Consider the following 23,456-nt stretch of genomic DNA (forward strand, 5'->3'; position numbering starts at 1 on the left):
AGGTTACAAACTTTACTTTTCGTTACTTAATGTCGGGTTTTTCCCTTTTACCTACTTATACTCTTCGACTTATTCTGCCAATTTTTCAAACAATTTCGCCAACATGACGTTAGAAAATATAAAACCATCGGCATCGCTAAAGCGTAACCTATCTTTAACAATTTTTACCCAACCTTTATCAAAGTATGGTTGCAAACAGCTTTGAATTTTCTCAACTTGATGATTACCAAATTTAGCGGCTAGGGAATTTAAATTAACTCCTTCCGCTAACCGTAGTCCTAGCATTAAAGTTTCTAATAAAATATCATTTGCAGAAGTGACTGGACAATCCATGACAGCACCAGCTTTTAACCATTGGTAATATTCCTGGGTTTTGCGGGGACGGGTAAAGCGTTTACCTTGAGTATAGCTGGCTGCACCCATACCAAAACCATAATAAGGACGATTTTCCCAGTAGACTCGATTATGTTTACATTGGTGTCCTGGTTGGGCATAATTGGAAATTTCGTAATGTTCGTAACCGGCCTGTGTTAACATTTTATGCCCTAGATGATACATTTTAACTGTGGTTTCATCTGTGGGTAGGGGATGATCTCCCGGCCGATAATAACGGTTGAAGACTGTTCCCGGTTCAATGGTAAGATCATAGACGGAAATGTGGGTTGGTGCGGCTGCTATAGCTTGAGTTAAGGAATCTTGCCATGATTCTAAACTCTGGTGCGGTAAGCCGGAAATTAAGTCTAAACTAAATTCGGGAATCTCGACTTTATGGATTAACTCTATAGCTGTAATAATATCTATCAGTGTATGCGATCGCCCTGCGGTTTTCAACAATTCTGCTTGGAAAGCTTGTACACCCAAACTTACGCGATTTACTCCTAAGCTGCAATAACCAGCGATATGTGCTAAATCAAACGTTCCTGGATCGATTTCCATAGATATCTCTACCCTAGATGTGATCCCAAACCGCTTTTCTAAGGTTGTTAATATACATTGTAACTGTTCTGTTGATAACAGCGAAGGAGTACCACCGCCAAAAAAAATTGTTTCTAAGGGTTGACCATAAACCGGCGCAATTCTGATTTCTTGACATAAAAATTCCACATATTCGCTAATTGTCCCAGAATTTTCACCCCGCGAGCGATCGCCTACCACGAATACGGGAAAATCACAATAATAACACCGTCGCCGACAAAAGGGAATATGTACATAAGCAGAACGAGGAATTTCCCAACCAGTATTTTGTTGACTCATTCTTTTAAAAATTGTGAGGTGAATATGATTTAAATATTAAAAATCATGAATCGGGAGGAGTCTGTTGCCAAAATTTTGGCATTTTTGCCTAAAAATAAAAATAATATGCAGTTAAAACTCTTTAGTTATAATGTTGGCATATTTCCTCGGTCTGATCAGATAATATAATTTCATATTTCTGAATTTACCCAACAGGATAGAAGCAAGCATACTTTACTTTATCAAATAAATACCGTTGTAGGAACACAACACCACCATGCTGGATGTCTTTATTATTCTCTCATTTATCTTAGCAGCGTCGGGGATAGGTTATTTCAGCACTGATCTACTCTCCCCAGGTACTCTTAATGGAGTCACGAATGTAGAGGCCTTACGCTTAGTTATAGCCGTCTTTGCTGCCATTATTGGCGGTGCTGTAGGGCTAAGTTTCCAAACTACATACCGTCGTTTAGAATCACAAGTCCGGGAAATGCCTCTGGAAGTGATTTTAACCCGTTCCATTGGCTTAATAATTGGGCTACTATTAGCTAACTTGATGTTAGCACCTCTATTTTTACTACCCATTCCTCCAGATTTTAGCTTTATTAAACCCCTTGTAGCTGTTGTTGGCAGTATTATCCTCTCTGTTACAGGCATGAACTTGGCCGATACCCATGGACGGGGTTTGTTAAGATTAATTAACCCCAATACGGTAGAAAGTATGGTAGTAGAAGGAACTCTTAAACCTGCTAATACCAAAGTTTTAGATACTAGCTGTATTATAGATGGCCGCATTGAAACACTACTAGAAACGGGATTTTTAGAGGGGTTAATTCTTGTTCCCCAATTTGTTTTACAGGAATTACAGCAAGTAGCTGATGCTACTAAAGACCAAAAACGGGTCAGGGGCAGAAGAGGACTAGAAATCCTCAACCGCATTCGAGAAACTTACCCGGAACGTATTGTAATTAACCCTGTGGATTATGAGGACACACCCAACGTTGATGCTAAATTAGTCCGTTTTGCTCAGGAAATTAATGGGACATTACTGACTAATGATTATAACTTATCAAAGGTTGCTAGTGTGCAAAAAGTCCCGGTTTTGAATGTTAATGATTTAGTAAATGCCGTCAGACCAACTTATTTACCTGGTGATAATCTTGATTTGAAAATTCTCAAAGAAGGTAAAGAACCAAGTCAAGGAATTGGTTATTTAGATGATGGTACAATGGTAGTAGTGGAAGAAGGTAGTCCTTATGTGGGTGGTGAATTACGGGTAGTAGTCACCAGCGCTTTACAAACTTCCGCTGGGAGGATGATTTTTGCCAAACCCCAAGCTTCTGCCTTAGCGTAAAGCATAAAGTAGCAATCGCTTCCACAAAACCATAAATAAATATAGTAATAGTATGGTGTGTCAGACTACATAAATCATGTAAATAAACAGATTCTTGATTCTGACCCATCCTACATCATATTTACTCAAGCGATCGCTTTTGGGTTGGTTGAATAAACGAAACCCAATATCAACCCAGATTATTCCATCTCTAAAAATTGTCTAACTGTCACAATAGCAATTTCTTGAAAAGGATTCAAAATTAACAAATCTTCATCTCCACTGACGATTAATTCTGCATTGCCATTAACAGCTAACTCTAACAATTTATCATCCTTAGCATCTCGACAAGCAACAATAGTATCCCTAATTTCGATAAAATTTAATGATTCTGCCAACCAATCTAGAAAAAATTCTCTCTCAATTAGAGTAACATACTTTTCAAACTTTGGTCTGCTCAAAACGTCTATTATTTCTTGCCAAATCGCCTCAGACATCAAAATATTTCCCTCATGCCGAGCTTTATCTAAAGCTTGACGGGGTTGACTCTTTTTAAATAAAAAAGCACTAACAATAATATTGGTATCTAAGACATATTTAGGAAGATTATTCATTCAGAATTGTCTCCAAAATTTCCGGTGTCAAGCCTCTGGAAACTGCTCTATCACTAATTTCATCCATCAATTTACCAAGAAAATCAACTTCCTCATTCAGATCCTCTCGTAAAAATAAACTAACAAGCGCCGCCAAAGATTGCTTTTTCCGTTCTGTTGCTTTTTGATAGGCTTGAGCAACGTTAGGACTCACTTTGATTGTAATTTCTTCACTAATCTGCATGGTCAAGACTTGTTGATAGTATTTATACTATTATATCAAAGCAGGGCGATTGCTGCGATCGCCCTGCAAATAAATATAAATATAAATATTTGCAACACGAGTTAATTATTTTTCGTATAAATATCTAAATTTCTACCTGTCACTGTTGCTATTTATAATCAACATAGACAAATAGAAGAACTGGTTTCTTTTATTTGTCCTCTACCAAAATCTTTGTCAAATAAGTTTAAAGATTGGCAAGATTATAGATTATATTAGTTTACAAGGCGATCGCTTCCTTAACTATAGTAAATCTCCATTTATGGTGTTTTTGTAGGTTTGATATTTTTGGCTTTATAAAATGTTTCTAAACTATCACTATCACCCACAAAACGCCAATGCCAAGGTTCATAACTCACACCTTGAATGTTATCCTTAGGAAAGGAAATTTCAAAACTAAATCTGGCAGCATTGGCTTGTAACCACTGATAAGCTTGAGTATTCTCAAAATTGGCTTGTAAATTAGTGGCTGGTACTGCACCATCGCCAATGTCTACAGCATAGCCTGTATGATGTTCACTATGATTAGGAGGTGCGCTCAGAGACGCTCTTTTTGCTGGGGTTTGGTTACGTTGTGCGCCAATATCAAAAAATAACTGCTTTTGCTCTTGCACGGAACGAAAGCCAGAAATTGGCACTAAAATTACACCCGCACTCCTAGCCGCTTGTACCATGGCTTGAAATTTGACAGCAGCAGATTTTCGCATTCTAATCCTATTGTCAGCCGTAATTGGGGCTAATTCTGACTCTGGTGCTTCTGAATATGGGAAATGTCCCAAGACTGTATCATCCTTAGCAGGAGTATTATTAGCTACTGATGTAGAGCTAATCGCTTCCGGCACGGAATTGGGAGTTTGCTTAGGTGTTGTCAGAGAAAACAAAAAACCACTAGAGACAGCCAGCAGCAAAAATCCGGCAAATCCACTGATGATCGCAATTTGCGGTTTTAATTTTATACTCTTTATATAATCAGAATTATCACGTAGGGCTATGGGAATATCATCATCAGAATGAGGAGAGGAATTGTGTGGTTTTTTGGGAAACCCAGCTTTATTCAAGTTTTTGCTCCTATTTGTGTTTAATGGTTAAAGAAGGTAAAAGACAAAAGTTTTTTGCATTTTTAATTCTTAATTATTTTAGGTGTAATTTTGATAGATATTTTAGAACTATATCTCCGATTAGTGGGATTAATCCTGATAGGATTTATACTAGGACGTAAATTACCCGGTAGTGCTTCCATTTCCATAGGTCGGTTTCTCTATTGGGTGGGAGTACCTATCAGTATTATTGGGTTTTTATTAGAAACAGATTTATCAGGGCAGATTTGGATTGCACCGATAATAGCTTATTTTGCAATCTTTTTGGGGGCATTATTAGCTTGGTTAAGAATCAAAGCCCAAGCCTATTTTACTCATTCAGTTCCCCCGGCTACAACTCAAGGTATTTTGATTTTAGCAGCCATGGTAGGTAATACAGGTTATCTGGGTTTTCCCATAACTTTAGCAATGGTAGGTAAAGAATATTTTGCCTGGGCTTTATTTTATGATATGTTAGGCTCACTCTTTGGCGCTTATGGTTTAGGTGTGGTTTTAGCTGCTAAATTCGGCAATAATATCCAAAATCGCATCCAAGTAGCAAAGGTAATTTTTATTAACCCCGCACTGTGGAGTTTTGGATTTGGTTTACTGTTGCGTCAAGTCGCGCTTCCTGAGTCAGTAGTATTTTTGTTAGAAAAATTGGCTTGGAGTACAGTAGCTTTATCCTTAATGTTAATTGGTATGAGACTTTCACAATTAAAATCCTGGACTAAATTACCACAAGCGGGGAGTAGCATCTTCATTAAAATGGTACTAGTTCCCCTGATTTTAGGTAGTACCCTCTCTCTTTTTGGTGTCACTGGTAAAGCAGCGCAGGTGATAGTTTTGCAAATGGCCATGCCTCCAGCTTTAGCTACACTGGTAATAGCAGAAACCTTTGATTTAGATCGTGATTTGGCTGTCACCGCTTTAGCAATGGGCATTATAGTCTTGTTATTTACACTCCCTCTTTGGTTATGGCTGTTTTGAAAATAAGTATCCTACCTGTACCTAATTCTGGGATGATATATTAAAAACAATTCTAATCGCTCAATGTCTAAAAATGTCAAAGCCGAATACTAAAGCCCAAAAAACCCAAATTATTGAAGTGCTAAAACAGGATTATTTTCCCATGATCCCTGAACTTGAGAGAAATTGGACACCAGAACAACATGATAAAAATCGTTTAAGTCGTTCTTTGGCTGCATTTGCGATCGCTAATCTTGCTGATCTTACTCCTTCTCAAGCTGCTCACTCGATTATCAATGGAGGAGATGATAATGGTATTGATGCAGTTTATTTTGATCGGGTTAATAATCGGCTTTGGTTAGTACAGGCTAAAGCGGGGAAAGCCCCAAATATGGGTGATAATAAGAAATTCTGTGATGGAATTAGGGATCTTGTCCATAAACGGTTTCAAAAATTTAATTCCAGTTTTTCACGCTTACAGCATGATGTTGAAGATGCTTTAGACAGAAATGGAGTCAAAATAGTTGGTTGTAATATATATTTAGATGATAGTTTGGGAACTCATGTAGTTAATGATCTCAATCAATTAAAAGATGAACTCAATCAATTTGATTCGCGTTTTGAATGGCGAGATTTGAATTTTGAAAATATTTATCGCTGGTTGACAGCAAAACAAGAAAATGCACCTATTGAAGTTAAATTAACATTAGAAAAATGGCATTGTTTAGAACATAAACGTAGAGCTTTTTATGGATTAGTTAATGCTGCTGAACTAGCAGATTTATATAAACAGCATAATAAATTATTATTCGAGAGAAATATCCGTTATTATCTGGGTACACAAGATGTTAATGAAGCAATTGCTCAAACTGTTAAAGAACAACCATTAGAACTTTTTTATCTCAATAATGGATTAACTATTACTTGTGCAAAAGTTAGTTTACCATCTGGACACAATCAGGACTCAACTAAATTTACTTTAGAGGGTTTTTCCGTAGTCAATGGAGCGCAAACAGTGGGATCTATTGCATCTGTATTTAATGACAATGGTGCAATATCTCCCAATGCAAAATTATTAGTTACCATCATTGAAGTAGGCACACAATCAGATACTATAGGTATAGAAATTACCAAAGCGAGAAATACACAAAATACAGTCCGTGATATTTATTTTGCAGCATTAGATCCCAATCAGGAACGGTTGCGGCAAGAATGTATGGTATCAAATATTGTTTATCAATATCGTCCATCAGCAGATAATCAAGATGCTATTACCATTGAACAAGCTGCAATAGCACTTGCTTGTTTTAGTGGTAATGCTGAAATAATTGTTGCAGCTAAGAAAAACTTGAATCTTTTGTATAAGGATCATTATTCTACACTTTTTAGTAATGAACTTTCAGGAATTACACTTTGTCGTTATGTGCGTATATTTCAATATCTTGATCAGATTTTTGAAGATTCTCGCAAAGCAGAAACAGAAACTCGACGTAAAAATTTCTATCAACATGGTAGATTATTTATATTGAATATTTTATCAAGACGCTATAAATCTTTAATCAATAAACCGGAGGTTAATTTATCTCAAGATGATATGACTGAGTTTTCCAATGTTGGTATAGAACTTGCTGAGTTAATTTATACTCTTGCTGAATCTCAGTTTGCTAGTGATGAAAAAGGCTATCTTGCTATTTTTAGGAGTTTAACGGATGTTCAACAATTAATGACTAAAGTAATGCAAGAATTAGCACAAAATAATTCTTAAACTCAAATTATCAGTATATAAGCATTAATTTAATTATCAGCCAGTTAATGACAAACATCAAATAATGGTTTATAATATTTTTAATATTAAATTAACCTTTAAAATTTGATTTTCCGATAAAAGCAAACCCTAATTATGACTAAAAAACAGAGACTAGAATTAACATGGATAGGTAAAGAAATTCGCCCCAAGTTAGAACCGCGAATTTTATTAGAAGATGCTGAAAAATCTTATCATGCTACACATCGAGTCAGTGAAAATGATATTTTTGATAATCGCTTAATTTTTGGGGATAACTTGTTAGCCCTCAAGGCTTTAGAACAGGAATTTACAGGAAAAGTTAAATGTATTTTTATTGATCCTCCCTATAATACAGGTTCAGCTTTTGAACATTATGATGATGGAGTTGAGCATTGTATCTGGCTTGGTTTAATGCGAGATCGTCTAGAAATTCTGCGTACTTTATTATCTGAAGATGGTTCTATTTGGATTACCATTGATGACAATGAAGCACATTATTTAAAAGTAATGTGTGATGAGATTTTTGGAAGAAGAAATTTTATAGCAAATGTAGTTTGGCAAAATAGATATTCTCGGTCTAATGATGCAAGTCTCTCACTATCACATAACTCCATATTAGTTTACGCACAAAACCCAGAAAAATGGAAAAAAATACGCAATAGATTGTCTAGGAACGAAGAGCAAGCTGGGCAATATACAAATCCTGATAATGATCCTAATGGGTCTTGGCGAGCTATTCCGTGGGATGCTCCTAATATCCGTCCTAATCTCTCTTATCCAATTACAACACCAACAGGGAAAATTCACTTACCTCCTCCAGGAAGATGTTGGTCTCGAACTGAAGACCAATGGCTGGAAATAGTAAAATCTGGATTAGCTTATTTCGGAAAATCAGGAGATGGCAAACCATCTTTTAAACAATACTTAAAAGAAGCATCTAATATCGTCCCAAATACTTGGTGGAATCATGAAGAAACTGGTCATACAGATGAAGCTAAAAAGGAGATGCACATACTTTTTGGTAAAGACAAGGCGTTTGATACACCCAAGCCAGAAAGACTATTGCACCGAATTATTCACATAGCAACAAATCCTGGTGATTTAGTATTAGACTCCTTTGCAGGTTCAGGAACAACAGGCGCAGTTGCACAAAAAATGGGAAGACGCTGGATAATGATAGAACTAGGCGAACATTGTCATACACATATTATTCCCCGACTCAAAAAAGTAATTGATGGTGAAGATAAAGGAGGTATTACCCAAACTGTTAACTGGAAAGGTGGCGGCGGATTTCGTTATTATCGCCTTGCACCATCATTATTAGAAAAAGATAAATGGGGTAACTGGGTAATTAATAAAGAATATAACCCCGCCATGTTAGCGGAAGCGCTCTGTAAAATTGAAGGGTTTACATACTCACCATCAGATACATTTTATTGGCAACATGGATATTCTACAGAACGAGATTTTATTTATGTCACTACCCAAAATCTTAGTCATGAACAATTATCTCAACTTGCTGATGAAGTAGGACAAGAACGCACATTATTAGTTTTATGTAGTGCCTTTCGTGCCAAAGTTGATATCTTCCCAAATCTGACGATCAAAAAAATTCCTCAACAAATACTTTCACGCTGTGAATGGGGTCATGATGATTACAGTTTAAAAACCGAAAATCTGCCTAAAGCACCTCCAAAAATTGAACAACCATCACCACAAAAACCACAACAACAGCATATACAACAATCACTATTTTAAATGGATAACATACAATGAATAACATCGTTAATAACATTGCTCATCGTCTCAGTCTCAGACAACCTCAACGAAAATCATTAGAAATTTTAGATCGGGTTTGTGAAATTTTACCTATCAATGAACAATCAGATATAGAAACAAGTTTGGCGAAAATTAATCAAGAGTTTCCTACAGTTACAGATTTTGAAAGAGAATTTCCATCACTATGTTTTGCACTAGCTACAGGTGTCGGTAAAACTCGATTAATGGGGGCTTTTATTAGTTATTTACATCTAGCTTATGACATCAAAAATTTCTTTGTTTTAGCACCTAATTTAACAATTTATAATAAACTAATTACAGATTTTACACCTAATAATCCCAAATATGTATTTACGGGTATTTCTGAATTTGCAATCAATTCACCAATTATTATCACAGGTGAAAACTATGAAACCAATGCGAGAACAATTTTAGATCCACAAATTCCCTGCAAAATCAATATTTTTAACATCTCAAAAATTAATTCTGAAGTGCGCGGTGGTAAAAGTCCGAAAATCAAAAGATTATCTGAATATATTGGTGAAAGTTATTTTGATTATCTTTCCCAGTTAAAAGACCTGGTAATTTTAATGGACGAATCGCACCGATATCGAGCTTCAGCAGGTATTCGAGCAATTAATGAATTAAAACCATTAATGGGTTTAGAACTCACAGCTACACCTTCTATAGAAACCAGTAAAAAACCAGTATATTTTCAAAATGTTATCTATGAATATTCTTTAGGAAAAGCCATTACAGATGGTTTTGTTAAAGATCCTGCTGTTGTTACTCGTAAAGATTTTAATCCTGCCAGTTTATCACCAGCAGCAATTGAACAAATCAAATTAGAAGATGGAATTTATCTGCACGAAAATATTAAAGCTGAATTAAAAATTTATGCTCTCCAAACAGGAAAGCCAATTGTTAAGCCATTTATGCTGGTTATTGCTCGTGATACTACCCATGCTACACAACTTTTAGAACTGATTAAATCTGATGAATTTGCAGCAGGGTTCTATAAAGATAAAGTCATTCAGGTTGATTCTAGTAAAACAGGATCTCAAGAAGATGAAATGGTAGAAAAATTGCTAAAAGTAGAACATCCAGATGAACCAACAGAAATAGTTATTCATGTAAATATGTTAAAAGAAGGTTGGGATGTTACTAATTTATATACTATTGTCCCTTTAAGAGCCGCAAATTCGCAAATTTTGATTAAACAATCAATTGGTAGAGGATTACGTTTACCTTATGGAAAGCGTACAGGTATCACTATTGTAGATCGTTTAAATATTGTTGCCCATGATAAATTTCAAGAAATTGTGGAAGAAGCAAAACGCCCAGAATCAGAAATTAGATTGCAACAAATTATTCTCACACCTGAAGAGTTAGAACAAAAAAATAAAACAGTAGTTTCACAGTCAAAACTTGCCCAAACTTTAGGAATCACGACGGAACAAAAGAGTGTACAAAATATAACTATTCCAGAAACAGAAAACCAAAATATTCAAACATCTATATTTGCATCTACCATCGAACAAAAGATTGCAAACCTGACTTACCAAGAAATTCAAAAGTTAGAAAATCAGCCGGAAAAAGTACCAACTATCTCCTATCTTTCAACACCAAAAGTTCAATCAATAGTGCGGGAAGCTGTAGCTAGAGAATATCAACCAGAACAATTAGAAATTGAAGGGGTAAATACACCACCAAATATTGCAGATATTGTTGCTAAAACCACTAATTTAGTTATTCAACAAACCATTGATATTCCCAAAATTATTGTTGTTCCCCAAGGGGAAGTAAAATCAGGTTTTAGGTCTTTTGCTTTAGATGTGACAGATTTAAATTATCGTGTTCCATCCAAAAAAGAATTATATATCCAATCTTTAGCAACGGATGATTTTACGTCTTTAGAAATCAAAACAGACAATTCTGAAGAATTTCAGTTAGAAAACTATATTGTCAAAAACTTAGTTAATTTTGATGATATTTGTTATGATGAAAATGCTGATTTACTTTATGATTTAGCAAGTCAGGTTATTAGTCATTTTCTCACTTACTTATCAGAAGAAGAGACACAGAAAGTTTTATATTATTACCAAATTGAGATTGCTAATGTTGTCCATAACCAGATGATCAAACATTTCTGGGAAGATGATAAGGTTGAGTACAAATACGAAATTAGCAAAGGTTTTACATCCTTAAAAGAGAGTGCATATACCACAAATACGAAGCATTATTTAGATTATAGAACCTCGCCTCCAGATAAAAGCAATATGTCCAAATATCTGTTTACAGGGTTTTCTAAATGCCTTTATCAAGAACAAAAATTTCAGTCAGAAGCAGAAAGGGTATTATCTATAATTTTGGAACGAGATGCAATTAAATGGTTTAAACCAGCAAGAGGACAATTTCAGATTTATTACAAATGGGATGGAAATTATTTAGAATATCAACCCGATTTTGTAGCAGAAACAGCAGAAATTATCTATATACTTGAACCTAAAAATCGAGATGAAATAGATAATCCTCAAGTGGTTGCTAAGAAGGATGTAGCCGTTAAATGGTGTCAAAATGCGTCTAACTATATGCTACAACACAATGGTAAGCCTTGGGTTTATGTGTTGATACCCCATGATGCGATCGCCCAAAATATGACTCTCACAGGTTTAAGCGATCGCTTTCAAACAAAGTAACAGATGATAAGAATTATCATCGTTGACTCATCTTTTTCTCTAGTTCGGAAGGACTAATATATTCGTAATGTTCAAAAGGTTGATGAATCCAAGGATTATCGGGCAGATAATCAGTATAGTAATCTGGAACAACAACAGAACAAGCTTTATACCAAATTACAGCGGTGCGGATTTCTGCAATGGAGGATTGTCCATAGGAGTATAACCACGGAACTATTTTCTGAATAGTGACACCAGAATCTACTAAATCATCTACAAGCAAAATCCGCGAACCTAAATTTTCACTAGTCATGGTTAATTGACGGGAAATAAGTAAATTATTTCTCTCTTGTTTACCCATGTCGCTGTAAGATGAAGTAGATAAAATTGCCAAAGGTTGATTGTAGATACGGGAAAGAATATCTCCTACACGCAGTCCTCCCCTAGCTAAACAGACAATTTGGTTAAATTCCCAGCCTGATTGATAAATTTTAACGGCTAATTGTTCAATTTTGTGGTGATAATCTGGCCAAGAAATGTAAAGGTCTGACATAGGATTAAAAAAGTGTGCTAATAATTATCAATTGTCAACTAAGATGGGTGTAATTTATGGTTAAGGATAATTCCGATAATAAGGATTTTCACCAATCGCTAACCAGTAAAAAATTAGATTTAAAAACCAAACTAGCTTATGGTGCTGGAGATTTGGGTCCTGCTATTACTGCAAATATTGCTGTCTTTTACATGATGGTTTTCTTTACTAATGTAGCCGGAATTTCAGCAGGTTTGGCAGGTAGTATTTTGATGATTGGCAAAATTTGGGATGGTATCAATGATCCTATGGTGGGAATGCTAACTGATAAAACCCAATCCCGGCGCTGGGGTCGTCGTCTACCTTGGCTTTTATATGGGGCAATTCCTTTTGGTGTTTTCTTTTTCTTGCAATGGATTGTCCCCCAATTTACTGCGGATAAAAGTATTAATGTTTGGTGTTTATTTTGGTATTATGTAGCTATTGGGATTGTATCTCAGGCATTTTATACCGTTGTGAATTTGCCTTATACAGCTATGACTCCTGAATTAACTCAAGATTATGATGAACGGACTAGCTTAAATAGTTTTCGGTTTACGTTTTCGATTGGTGGCAGTATTTTATCATTAATTTTATCAAAAATTATTTTCTCACAAATTAGCGATCGCCAACAACAGTATTTAGTTTTAGCCGCAATTTGTACTGTAATTTCTATTTTATCTTTGTACTGGTGTGTTTATGGTGTGCGCGATCGCATTTTGGCTTTTGAAGCTAAACGTATACAATTACCAAAAGAGGCAGAAATTCCCTTTTTTGAACAGCTAAAAATCGTCTTTACTAATAAACCCTTTCTCTTTGTAATTGCTATCTATCTTTTTTCTTGGTTAGGTGTGCAAATCACAGCCAGTATTATTCCCTATTTTGTCGTTAACTGTATGAAACTTAAAGAGGGAGATGTCCCTACGGTGATGATTGCAGTTCAAGGAACGGCTTTATTTATGTTATTTATTTGGAGTTATTTAAGTCAAAAAATTGGTAAAAAACTGGTTTATTTTCTAGGAATGAGTTCTTGGATTATTGCTGCTGGTGGATTATTTTTCTTACAACCTGATCAAATTGGTTTAATGTATGTTATGGCTATAATGGCAGGTGTGGGAGTTTCTACAGCTTATCTAATTCCCTGGTCAATGATACCTGATATTATTGAATTAGATGAATTACAAACCGGACAAAGACGAGAAGGAATTTTCTATGGTTTCATGGTTTTACTGCAAAAATTTGGTTTAGCTTTGGGGCTATTTTTAGTCGGTAATACTTTACAAGCTTATGGTTTTAAAGAGGCTGTTATTGGACAAAGTTCCTTACCTGTACAACCAGAATCAGCACTTTTAGCTATTCGTATCGCTGTTGGACCAATACCAACTGTTTGTTTAATAGCAGGTTTAGTGTTAATGTACTTTTATCCCATTACCCGCGAAATGCACGCAGAAATAATGCTAAAACTACAAGAAAAACAGGAGAGAATATAAAGCATTAGGCAGTTATAATACCAATTATCCTATCAAGATGTACCAAGTTAGATAAGAAACGAACCACGAAGGAGCGAAGGACGCGAAGAAAGAAAAAAGAAGAAAAAAATAAAAGATCAAAAATTCAGCCCAGGCTCACAAAGAAATGGTATAATTATTGAGATAATTGTTTTAATATCCAGAATTATCTTTAAGTGATTATATTTTTAAGTTAAAATAATCAAGCATGACAACACTTTCGACGCAGATACAATTGATATAATGAACGCTACACAAGAACAACTAAAACTAAAATTAACACAGGCTTTAGTAGCTGCTTTTGGTACAGATTACACCAATACAGATCCAATTTTGGTTTCTGCAAGTAATCCTAAATTTGGTGACTATCAGGCTAATGTAGCTTTATCCTTGAGTAAAAAGTTAGGAAAGCCACCCCGAATTATCGCTGGGGAAATTGTCAGTAAATTAGATATATCTGATATTTGTGAAACCCCAGAAATCGCTGGGCCTGGTTTTATTAACCTCAAATTACAAACATCTTATTTAGAAGCACAACTTAACGCCATTCAATTAGATTCTAGATTGGGAATACCTAAAGCGACAAATCCCCAAAAGCAAATTGTGGATTTTTCTAGCCCGAATATTGCTAAAGAAATGCACGTTGGACATTTACGTTCTACGATTATTGGTGATTCCATTGCCCGGATTTTAGAATTTTGTGGTCATGATGTTTTAAGATTAAATCATGTTGGTGATTGGGGTACGCAATTTGGAATGTTAATTACCTATTTGCGGGAAGTTTATCCAGAAGCACTCACTACCGCAAATGCTTTAAATATTGGCGATTTAGTTAATTTTTACCGCCAAGCTAAACAACGATTTGATGAAGATCCGGTTTTTAAAGAAAGTTCCCGCCAAGAAGTTGTGAGATTACAAGCTGGTGCAGAAGATACGCTTCATGCCTGGAAATTGTTATGTGAACAATCTCGACAGGAATTTAAAATCATTTATGATTTACTGAATATCCAATTAATAGAAAGAGGTGAATCTTTTTATAATCCTTTATTATCAAAAGTTGTAGAAAATTTAGCAACAACGGGATTATTAGAATCAAGTCAAGGGGCAAAATGTGTTTTCTTGGATGGTTTTACAAATAGAGAAGGTAATCCTTTACCGTTAATTGTGCAAAAATCAGACGGTGGTTATAACTACGCAACCACAGATTTAGCAGCTTTAGGTTATCGCATTCAAGAAGATAAAGCCAAGCGGATTGTTTATGTGACAGACGAAGGACAATCTAACCATTTTGCCCAATTTTTTCAAGTAGCAAAAAAAGCCAATTGGATTCCTGATGATGTGGAATTAGTTCATGTTCCTTTTGGGTTAGTATTAGGTGAAGATGGGAAAAAATTTAAAACTCGTTCTGGGGATACTGTGCGGTTACGAGATTTATTAGATGAAGCTATTAACCGCGCTCGTGCAGACATAGAAAAGAGATTACAAGAAGACGGACGCACAGAAACAGAGGAATTTATCCAAAATGTCGCCGAAGTAGTGGGAATTAGTGCGGTTAAATATACTGATTTAAGCCAAAATCGCACCAGTAGTTATGTCTTTAGTTATGACAAAATGTTATCTCTCAAAGGCAATACAGCCCCTTATCTTCTTTATGCTTATGTGAGGATTCAAGGTATTAGTCGTCAAGGGAATATTGATTTTACTAACTTGGGAATAAATCGCCAAATCTTACTCAAAGAAGATGCAGAATTAACTTTAGCTAAACATCTCTTGCAACTTGATGAAGTGATTAAGGAAGTAGAACAGGATTTATTACCAAATCGCTTGTGTGATTATTTGTATCAACTCAGCGATAAGTTTAACAAGTTCTATGAAAATTGTCCTGTTCTCAAATCTGAAGAACCTGCTAGAACTTCGCGGTTAATGTTATGTGATTTAACTGCAAAAACTCTCAAGTTGGGATTATCTTTGTTAGGAATTAAGGTATTAGAAAGGATGTAGATATAGCGGTTATTGGTTGGGTGAAATACAAGAACCCCACCCCCAACCCCCTCCAATATTAAAAGTTTATCCTTTTCTTCCCCCCGCTGCGGGGGGTGCGAGGAGGTGCGGGCATCTTGCCCGCATACATTGTAAATATTTTTGTATTAACGCGCTGTAATTTACACTAACATTATACAACATGAAACTAACAACTAAAATGCGACCATACCACCAAATCCCCATTATTGAATGTGGTGAACCTTTAGTGAAAATTCCTCTGGAACTATTTGCGGTAGAATCTCCTCACCCTTATCAAAAGTTAGGTGCTAATTATGGGGAACATTCACCTTATTATTTGCGCGAAAGTGTAATTTCCAATTTGATTCAGGCGCAAAATTATTTACAATTTACAAATCCCCATTGGTACATTCAAATATTCGATGCTTATCGTCCCGTAGCTATCCAACAATTTATGGTAGATTATAGTTTTAGGGAAGCGTTGCGAAATCGGGGTTTAACAGCAGCAGAATTGTCACCCCAGCAACTCGAAGAACTCTGGGAAGCAGTTTATGAAATTTGGGCTGTACCGAGTTTGGATATGAATACCCCTCCTCCCCATAGTACGGGTGCTGCGGTGGATATTACCTTAGTCAATGATACCGGGGAAATTGTGGATATGGGTTCACCCATTGATGAAATGTCCGAGCGATCGCATCCCGATTATTATATTAATAGTCATCAAACCTACCATACTCACCGCCAATTATTGCACAATGTCATGTTAAAAGCTGGATTTCAACGTAATCCTAGAGAATGGTGGCATTTTTCCTTTGGTGATCAAATGTGGGCTTGGTTATATAATCAATCTCATCCTGAAAGTGTAATGACAGCACGTTATGGCAGATTGACCTAGAACACACACAGAAATTTTCTTTCTTGTTGTGCTATAATCGCAATTAATCATAATTTCTTGGAGAGGTGTCCGAGTGGTTGATGGTGACGCACTCGAAATGCGTTTTGGGGAAACTCAACGGGGGTTCGAATCCCCCCCTCTCCGTTGAATTGACCGCTTATTGCGGCGGTTTTTCCCCATCTTGTGGTGGTTTTTCCCCATCTTGTGGTGGTTTTTCTAGCTTTTGTGGCGGTTTTTCTGCCTTTTGCGGTTGATTTTCCGGTGCTTGATTTTGGTTTGTTTCTTGGGTTGGGACTTCCACGGAAGAAGAATTTGCTGGTTGAGATTCCTTCTGGGGGATAATTACGGGACGAGATTCTGGTGAAGATGAGGGTAATACCTGATTTTGATTGGATTCTGGTGCGGTATTTTTTGGGACTGGAGGAGGGGTTTTCTGCGATTCTTTAGCCTCACGCAAAGTGTCCACTAAAGATGGTGAAGGAGTAACAACTGGTGTTGATTTCTCTATTGTTGTATCAGGAGTTGGGCTAGGTTGAGAGTTATCTTGAGGTGCTTTTTCTTCATAACTGCTATTACTACTATTACTAGTAGGAGTTGGTTCTGGAGAAACAATCACATTTTTCCTTCTTCTTCTCAAACTACGCACTGGTATAGATTCCCTAGAATATGAGGTTTGAGTCTTTTCACTTTCATTTTTATTTTCAGGTGATGGTGATATTTCAACAACAGGTTTGGGTGTGTTAGATTCGTAAGTAGTTTGTTCAACCAGCGGTTTAGGTGATGGTTCTAAATCAGATTTTGATAATGTCCGAATCATGCTAAAGCCTGCTGTAGCTGCAAGTAAAGCGATACCCATACCAATAACTCCTTTCGGTACACCTGCTTTTTGTTTAATAGCAGGGACTTTGTAGATGATTGATGGTGTAGAAATGGGAACAGGAGTAACTTTTTTATGTAAATTTTTTGATTTTAAACCCGATAAATTAATAGTAGGTACTGACTGAGTAGGTAAAATTGGTGATATGACATTTAACCCATTTCCCGGTAGCATTTGTAGCCATTCTGCGACTGTAGTAGGCCGAAATTGGGGTTCTATAGCCATTCCTCGCATCACTGCTTCATTAACAGCCGCGCTGAGATTAGGCTGTAGTTCATTAGGAGAGGGCATTTTCTCACGATCGCGCAATAATGCAGGTATAGGAACTTGTGCCGTTAATAGTGCATATAAGGTCGCCGCTAAACCATAAACATCTGTGGCTGCTGTGCGTGGTGCTTGGGTTAAATATTGCTCAATGGGTGCATAACCCTCGCTGACCAAACTTGTGTGTGTCTGTTTTGCCCCGTCATTAAATTCTCTAGCAATACCAAAATCAATTAATACTACCTCCTGAGTTCCTTGACGCAAAATAATATTATCTGGTTTAACATCTCGGTGTAGTAACCCGTTATGATGTACTACCTGTAAAGCTGCGCCTATTTGGCGGATATAATGAATAGCGGTGGCTTCCGGTAGGGGTATTCCTGGTAATACAAATGCTGTACCTAAAGTCTCTCCGGGAATGTATTCCATTACCATATAGGGTAGACTGTCTTCCTGAAAAAAGTCACTTACCCGGACAATGTGAGGATGAACACAAGTAGCTAATCTTTTGGCTTCCTCTTGAAATTGGCGCTGGAATTTGGGAAAATCGGGGTGTTGTCGCAAGTGTTCATGGATAGTCTTCATTACCACTTCTTGACCTAAATAGTGGTGCATAGCTTTAAAAGTAACACCAAATCCGCCCCGCCCTATTTCCTGGAGGATGGTATATTTTCCATTCTGTAAAATTGTGCCTGCTAACATAGGGTTTTTGAATCTTAAATGAGCAGATGATTAACTAGGTTGTAGCACTTTTATCTGTAAAATACAAACACAAATCACAAGTCTAAGATGAATATTTTTATATTCCGCAAAGACGCAAAGACCTAAAGAAAGAAAACGAAAATTTAAACAGATATGAAATACTTTATAACTTAAAACTAGATTGGTTTTCTGTAGTTGCAATTTTACTAACTCATGAGCTATGATTGCTTCTATTAAATCTGTCTGGATAATAATTCATGTGAGGCGATAATATCCCCGACTCATTTGATTTATTATATCCATAAATGATAAATTTGTCTGTTGAAGTCGGGGATTTGGACATGAACAATTGCTATAGGAATCCGGTTTGATTCTGTGAATTTACTTGTGTGGTCAGGGAACAGGGAACAGGGGACAGGGAACACAGGAAGAAAGACAGAATTGATACCTACTAATTCTTGTATGGCTACGCCACGCAAGCTATCAAAAATCAAATAGGAGTTCTATATAGCTGAATACTTACCTCTCTGAATCAAAATTTTTCTATCTTTAATGTCTACTTTCTTCACGACTGGGAAATGATTTTCTGTCTATGTTGATAAAACCTTCAGCACTAATTGGGGAGCATCTAATTTTTTCATTGAAAATATCTTTAGGTAAGGGACTATCAAAATCATCCGCAAATCGGATAAATGTGGACAAACCGGACATTAACTAGTTTTGGGGGTTTTTTTCCGAAGAAAACCCCTACTTCCGTTCTATTTTGCCTAAGTTCTGTATATGATAAATATAGTCTGTGAAGAAATGTAAATAGTGTGATGCTACAAGATAAAGTTATTGTCATTGTCGGTGCTACTGGTGGTATTGGTGCAACCCTGACTCGTCAACTAGCGCCCACAGGGGTGAGGTTGGTACTCGCAGCTAGAAACGCGGAAAATTTAGCAGCATTAGCAACTGAGTTACCGGGAGAACCTGGAAATGTACTTATAGTTCCCACTGATATTACTCAACCTCAACAAGTAGATACATTAATCCAAAGGACAATAAGCCAGTTTGGACAAATTGATGTCTTAGTAAATGCAGCCGGAGCGGGCATTCTTAAAGCCTACAACACTATTGAACCAGCAGATTTAGAGAAAATGCTAAATTTGAATTTAAAAGGCTGTTTTTACACCACTCAAGCAGCAGCGAAAGAGATGCAAAAACGTAAATCTGGTCATATTTGTAATGTTGTCGGTATTCTGGGTAAACATTCTATGCCCATGGCTGCGGCTTATTCTGCTTCTAAATTTGGTGTAGTGGGTTTTAGTAAATCCATAGCAGAAGAACTGAAACGCTTTGGAGTGAAGATAACGCTGTTTTACTTTGGGGGAATAGATTCTCCTTTTTGGGATCAGGTAAATTTAAAAGTAGATCGGAATAAAATGCTCAGTTGTGAAACTGCTGCAAATGCGATTTTCTATGCTTTATCGGTTGAACCCCAGGCTATACCAATGGAAATTAATATTCAACCTGAGAGCCATTTATTTTTCTAGTATCTAACAGATGAAAGCTGATCATAAATACTTGATTTTGAAGACTTGATTTTGAATACTTGATTTTGAATAAGTTATGCTGGTTGATCATGTTCACTTCTATGTTGAAGATGCAGTAAGGTGGAGAGATTGGTTTGTATATTGTCTTGGTTTTCAAGCAGTAAATGAGGGCATTTTTCCAGGTCTTTCTCACCATCAAAAATCCTTGCATACTTGTACAAAAGTAGTAAAAAGTGGCTCTGTATGCTTTTTACTTTCTTCACCGATTTTACCTACTAGCCCTGTGGCTGAATTTTTGCGTCAACATCCTCCTGGTGTGGCTGATATAGCCTTTGTTGTTAATGATGTGGAAGCATTGACAGCAAAGGCCATCAGCAATGGTGCAAAAGTTCTCCAACCGGTGGTTAATGCTGGATTTTGTAAGTATGCTAAAATTGCTGCCTGGGGTAGTTTGAATCATACATTAATTACCAGAAATAAGGACAAAATCAGGGAAGAGATGAGAGCGAAGGGGGAACAAGTAGATCATGCTATTACCGCCATTGATCATCTAGTTTTGAATGTGGGAGTTGGTGAGTTAGAAACCGCTGTTAATTGGTATCAAAACATCTTTGATTTCCAACCTCAACAAAGTTTTAAAATTAAAACTGATCGTTCTGGTTTGCATAGTCGGGTCATGATTTCTCCCCATGGAAATATCCAATTACCAATTAATGAACCAGCGTCACCTAGTTCGCAAATTCAGGAATTTATAGAGGTGAATAAAGGGGCAGGTATTCAACATATTGCTTTACTGATACCAAATCTTGTTAATGCAATTGCTTGTTTTCGCGCTGCTGGTTTATCCTTTCTTTCCGTTTCTCAAAATTACTATTCCCAGTTACAAAAACGAGATAAATTTTCCCTATCACCTCAAGAATTAAAAGCGATCGCCCAGCAGGAAATTTTGGTAGACTGGCATGAAGATGCGACTATAGGACAACTATTATTGCAAATTTTCAGCCAACCAATTTTCTCACAACCAACTTTTTTCTTTGAATTTATTGAACGTCGTCTTTTAGCCCAAGGTTTTGGAGAAGGTAACTTTATGGCTTTATTTCAAGCCATTGAACGTGAACAAATTAAACGTGGTTTTGTTAGCAGTTAGTACATTTTTCATTGAGTATTCAAAATCCAAAATCTAAAATCCAAAATCTAAAATCCCAAATCCAAAATCCAAAATCCAAAATCCAAAATCCAAAATCCAAAATCCAAAATTGGGTTACTGAGAACGTTGAATATTACCTGCTTTTACCCAACCTTCTTGGTTAGTATCAGCAATGCGAATTTTTTGCCATTTTTTATCCGTACTTTGCTCTAAAATAATAACTTGTTTATTACCGCCAACTCCTCCTGTACTGGGAGAATTTATATCTGGTTCTGCTCTCATACTTAGTCCTGCTGGCCAAGTAACAATTCCTTGATAAGCACCTGGTGGTAATGAATTGGGTGATTTTGTGGGAGTAGGTGTAGGTACTGGACTAGAAATAACTTTTTTCTCAGGTTTAGGCTTGGTAATGGCTTTAGGCTTTGTAATTTGGTTTGTAGGATTATCGTTAGCAAACATCGGTTTGGGTGGATTTACGGCAGTACGGTTGACAAAATAGAGAGCAACTATCAATCCAGTACCTAATAAAACCGCGAGTGCTAAAAGTTGACCGAGTATAAATTTAAGTAAGTTTTTAAACATATAGTGGGGACTAGGGAATAGATAAAAGATTTTTAATTTTTAATTCTTTTCTTGACGTTGAATACGTTGATTTAAAGGGGTATATTTTGAAGCTAGACGCGCCCTACCAGCTGCGGCCCATTCTTGGAGTTTTTGAATTTGCTCGACAGCGGTTCGCGCTAAGGGGATAATTTGACTAGCAGCTTCTAAAATATCATCGGTTGTGAAATCACGGTTTTGACTAAAACCAATGTGCATAGCTTCGATTAAAGTTTGCTCAATTTCTGCACCGGAAAAATCGGGAGTTTCATAGGCTAACCTATCAATCTCATAGCTGTTCAAATTATAGGGACGTAATCGGGATAAATGGACATTAAAAATTGCTTTTCGTTCCTCCTGACTAGGTAAACCAACAAAGAAAATTTCATCAAATCGCCCTTTTCTTAACATTTCTGGTGGTAAAGCTTGAATATCGTTAGCGGTGGCCACAACAAACACAGGGGAAGTTTTTTCAGCCAACCAATTGATAAAAGTCCCAAATACCCGACTAGTAGTACCTGCATCACCTTTGCTACCCAAACCAGAAAAAGCCTTATCAACTTCATCAATCCATAGTATACAGGGAGCGAGCGCTTCTGCGACTTGAATCATTTGCCGGGTGCGAGATTCGGACTCACCCACCAAACCGCCAAATAACCGCCCTACGTCTAATCGTAACAGAGGTAAGTGCCAATGATGAGCGATCGCTTTAGCGGTTAAAGATTTACCAGTTCCCTGAATTCCTACTAACATTAACCCACGGGGGTGGGGTAAACCATATTGTCGGGCTTTTTCACTAAAAGAACCACCGCGACGAATTAACCAATCTTTCAAATTATCTAGTCCCCCAATATCAGTAATTTCCTCAGTTGCGGGATAAAAATCGAGAATTTGAGTTTGGCGGATAGTTTGGCGCTTTTCTGCTAAGACTAAATCTACATCTTCTGGTTGTAATTGTCCATGGGATGCGATCGCCCGTACTAACACCCGACGGATTCTTTCCATAGACAACCCTTGACAAGAACGTACCAAATCATCCAAAAATTTACCACCAGGAGGTTTATCCGTGGTTTTTAATAATCGTTCTACCTCTGTTTTGATCTCCCCAGCGTTAGGTAGGGGAAATTCCACCACCGTTAGCACTTCTGTTAAATCATCAGGAATAACGACGCGGGGGGATAATAAAACAATATTTTTCGGTTGCGACTTCAATAGTCGGGCTAAATTACGGAGTTTACGAGAAATCGCCACATCATCCAAAAAACGATGATAATCTCGCAAAATCAACACCGCAGGGGCCGCAGCAGTCAATTTTTCCACAAACTCTAAGGCCTGTAATGGGTTACGTTTACCAAACCCCACATCATTAGGACTTCCCTGATAACCGTCTACAAAATCCCAAGTATACACCGGACGATTACCTTGATTGATGGCTTCTTCCCGAATCGCAGCTTCTACCCGTTCTTCTTCATAGGTGGGAATATAAATCAACGGATACCGAGCGCGAAGTAACAATTTAAACTCATCACGAAAATTCATAAAAGTAATGGTTCTTAAATATAGAAATTCAGGATTTTCAAAAAATCTCTAATTTATAATAACTCAAGTTGTCATTCATCTGGTTGA

At 36.7% G+C, this 23,456-nt stretch carries 19 protein-coding genes and 1 tRNA gene; 12 read left to right on the forward strand and 8 right to left on the reverse strand.

What is annotated here, in order from left to right:
- Positions 1-69: 69 nt before the first annotated feature.
- Complete coding sequence (gene hemW / locus ACIR310F_RS0112905) at positions 70-1,254, reverse strand: radical SAM family heme chaperone HemW (RefSeq protein WP_028084190.1); 1,185 nt, start codon at positions 1,252-1,254, stop codon at positions 70-72.
- A 256-nt stretch (positions 1,255-1,510) separates the two neighbouring features.
- Between hemW and ACIR310F_RS0112910 the strand changes: the two genes are divergently transcribed.
- Positions 1,511-2,587, forward strand: a complete 1,077-nt coding sequence (locus ACIR310F_RS0112910) for a PIN/TRAM domain-containing protein (protein WP_028084191.1) — start codon at positions 1,511-1,513, stop codon at positions 2,585-2,587.
- Positions 2,588-2,766: 179 nt separating this feature from the next.
- Here the strand turns inward: ACIR310F_RS0112910 and ACIR310F_RS0112915 are convergent, their stop codons facing one another.
- From ACIR310F_RS0112915 to ACIR310F_RS0112925, 3 genes are all read right to left on the reverse strand, one after another.
- Complete coding sequence (locus ACIR310F_RS0112915) at positions 2,767-3,180, reverse strand: putative toxin-antitoxin system toxin component, PIN family (protein WP_028084192.1); 414 nt, start codon at positions 3,178-3,180, stop codon at positions 2,767-2,769.
- A complete protein-coding gene (locus ACIR310F_RS0112920) occupies positions 3,173-3,403 on the reverse strand; it encodes a hypothetical protein (RefSeq protein ID WP_028084193.1) in 231 nt (76 codons plus the stop codon). The genes ACIR310F_RS0112915 and ACIR310F_RS0112920 overlap by 8 nt, the downstream gene beginning before the upstream one ends.
- Before the next feature lie 299 nt (positions 3,404-3,702).
- Positions 3,703-4,500 carry a M15 family metallopeptidase gene (locus ACIR310F_RS0112925; protein WP_028084194.1) on the reverse strand — a complete coding sequence of 266 codons (798 nt, stop codon included), beginning with the start codon at positions 4,498-4,500 and terminating at the stop codon, positions 3,703-3,705.
- A gap of 90 nt (positions 4,501-4,590) precedes the next feature.
- On the opposite strand from ACIR310F_RS0112925, the gene ACIR310F_RS0112930 reads away from it, so the two are divergent.
- The 4 genes from ACIR310F_RS0112930 to ACIR310F_RS0112945 all read left to right on the forward strand — a co-directional run bounded on the left by ACIR310F_RS0112930 (position 4,591) and on the right by ACIR310F_RS0112945 (position 11,751).
- On the forward strand, positions 4,591-5,508 hold the full coding sequence (locus ACIR310F_RS0112930) for an AEC family transporter (protein WP_028084195.1): 918 nt from the start codon (positions 4,591-4,593) through the stop codon (positions 5,506-5,508).
- 73 nt (positions 5,509-5,581) lie between these two features.
- Complete coding sequence (locus tag ACIR310F_RS0112935) at positions 5,582-7,252, forward strand: AIPR family protein (protein WP_028084196.1); 1,671 nt, start codon at positions 5,582-5,584, stop codon at positions 7,250-7,252.
- Positions 7,253-7,387: 135 nt separating this feature from the next.
- Positions 7,388-9,031 carry a site-specific DNA-methyltransferase gene (locus ACIR310F_RS22445; protein WP_035367941.1) on the forward strand — a complete coding sequence of 548 codons (1,644 nt, stop codon included), beginning with the start codon at positions 7,388-7,390 and terminating at the stop codon, positions 9,029-9,031.
- A 14-nt stretch (positions 9,032-9,045) separates the two neighbouring features.
- On the forward strand, positions 9,046-11,751 hold the full coding sequence (locus ACIR310F_RS0112945; protein WP_028084197.1) for a DEAD/DEAH box helicase: 2,706 nt from the start codon (positions 9,046-9,048) through the stop codon (positions 11,749-11,751).
- A gap of 16 nt (positions 11,752-11,767) precedes the next feature.
- On the opposite strand, the gene ACIR310F_RS0112950 is transcribed toward ACIR310F_RS0112945, so the two are convergent.
- Positions 11,768-12,283 (reverse strand): phosphoribosyltransferase, encoded by a 516-nt coding sequence (locus ACIR310F_RS0112950; protein ID WP_028084198.1) that lies wholly within the window; start codon positions 12,281-12,283, stop codon positions 11,768-11,770.
- Positions 12,284-12,339: 56 nt separating this feature from the next.
- On the opposite strand from ACIR310F_RS0112950, the gene ACIR310F_RS0112955 reads away from it, so the two are divergent.
- From ACIR310F_RS0112955 to ACIR310F_RS0112970, 4 genes are all read left to right on the forward strand, one after another.
- Positions 12,340-13,791 carry an MFS transporter gene (locus ACIR310F_RS0112955; RefSeq protein ID WP_028084199.1) on the forward strand — a complete coding sequence of 484 codons (1,452 nt, stop codon included), beginning with the start codon at positions 12,340-12,342 and terminating at the stop codon, positions 13,789-13,791.
- Positions 13,792-14,052: 261 nt separating this feature from the next.
- Positions 14,053-15,810 (forward strand): arginine--tRNA ligase, encoded by a 1,758-nt coding sequence (gene argS / locus ACIR310F_RS0112960; RefSeq protein WP_028084200.1) that lies wholly within the window; start codon positions 14,053-14,055, stop codon positions 15,808-15,810.
- 199 nt (positions 15,811-16,009) lie between these two features.
- Positions 16,010-16,705, forward strand: coding sequence for a M15 family metallopeptidase (locus ACIR310F_RS0112965; RefSeq protein WP_028084201.1), 696 nt, complete (start codon positions 16,010-16,012; stop codon positions 16,703-16,705).
- A 59-nt stretch (positions 16,706-16,764) separates the two neighbouring features.
- Positions 16,765-16,849 (forward strand) — tRNA-Ser (locus ACIR310F_RS0112970).
- A 13-nt stretch (positions 16,850-16,862) separates the two neighbouring features.
- Here ACIR310F_RS0112970 and ACIR310F_RS22450 read toward each other — a convergent pair.
- On the reverse strand, positions 16,863-18,548 hold the full coding sequence (locus ACIR310F_RS22450) for a protein kinase domain-containing protein (protein WP_051289621.1): 1,686 nt from the start codon (positions 18,546-18,548) through the stop codon (positions 16,863-16,865).
- A gap of 375 nt (positions 18,549-18,923) precedes the next feature.
- On the opposite strand from ACIR310F_RS22450, the gene ACIR310F_RS27375 reads away from it, so the two are divergent.
- The 3 genes from ACIR310F_RS27375 (at position 18,924) to hppD (ending at position 21,230) form a co-directional block, all read left to right on the forward strand.
- Positions 18,924-19,046, forward strand: coding sequence for a hypothetical protein (locus ACIR310F_RS27375; protein WP_269208351.1), 123 nt, complete (start codon positions 18,924-18,926; stop codon positions 19,044-19,046).
- 320 nt (positions 19,047-19,366) lie between these two features.
- Positions 19,367-20,083, forward strand: coding sequence for an SDR family oxidoreductase (locus ACIR310F_RS0112985; RefSeq protein WP_035367942.1), 717 nt, complete (start codon positions 19,367-19,369; stop codon positions 20,081-20,083).
- Between the two features lie 76 nt (positions 20,084-20,159).
- The gene (gene hppD / locus ACIR310F_RS0112990) at positions 20,160-21,230 is read left to right on the forward strand and encodes a 4-hydroxyphenylpyruvate dioxygenase (protein ID WP_028084203.1); all 1,071 of its coding nucleotides are present in this window, start codon (positions 20,160-20,162) and stop codon (positions 21,228-21,230) included.
- A gap of 114 nt (positions 21,231-21,344) precedes the next feature.
- On the opposite strand, the gene ACIR310F_RS0112995 is transcribed toward hppD, so the two are convergent.
- Both ACIR310F_RS0112995 and ACIR310F_RS0113000 read right to left on the reverse strand, forming a co-directional pair.
- Positions 21,345-21,812, reverse strand: coding sequence for an SH3 domain-containing protein (locus ACIR310F_RS0112995; RefSeq protein WP_028084204.1), 468 nt, complete (start codon positions 21,810-21,812; stop codon positions 21,345-21,347).
- Between the two features lie 39 nt (positions 21,813-21,851).
- Complete coding sequence (locus ACIR310F_RS0113000; RefSeq protein ID WP_028084205.1) at positions 21,852-23,369, reverse strand: AAA family ATPase; 1,518 nt, start codon at positions 23,367-23,369, stop codon at positions 21,852-21,854.
- Positions 23,370-23,456 lie beyond the last annotated feature (87 nt).

The organism is Dolichospermum circinale AWQC310F (assembly GCF_000426925.1).
GTDB lineage: Bacteria > Cyanobacteriota > Cyanobacteriia > Cyanobacteriales > Nostocaceae > Dolichospermum > Dolichospermum circinale.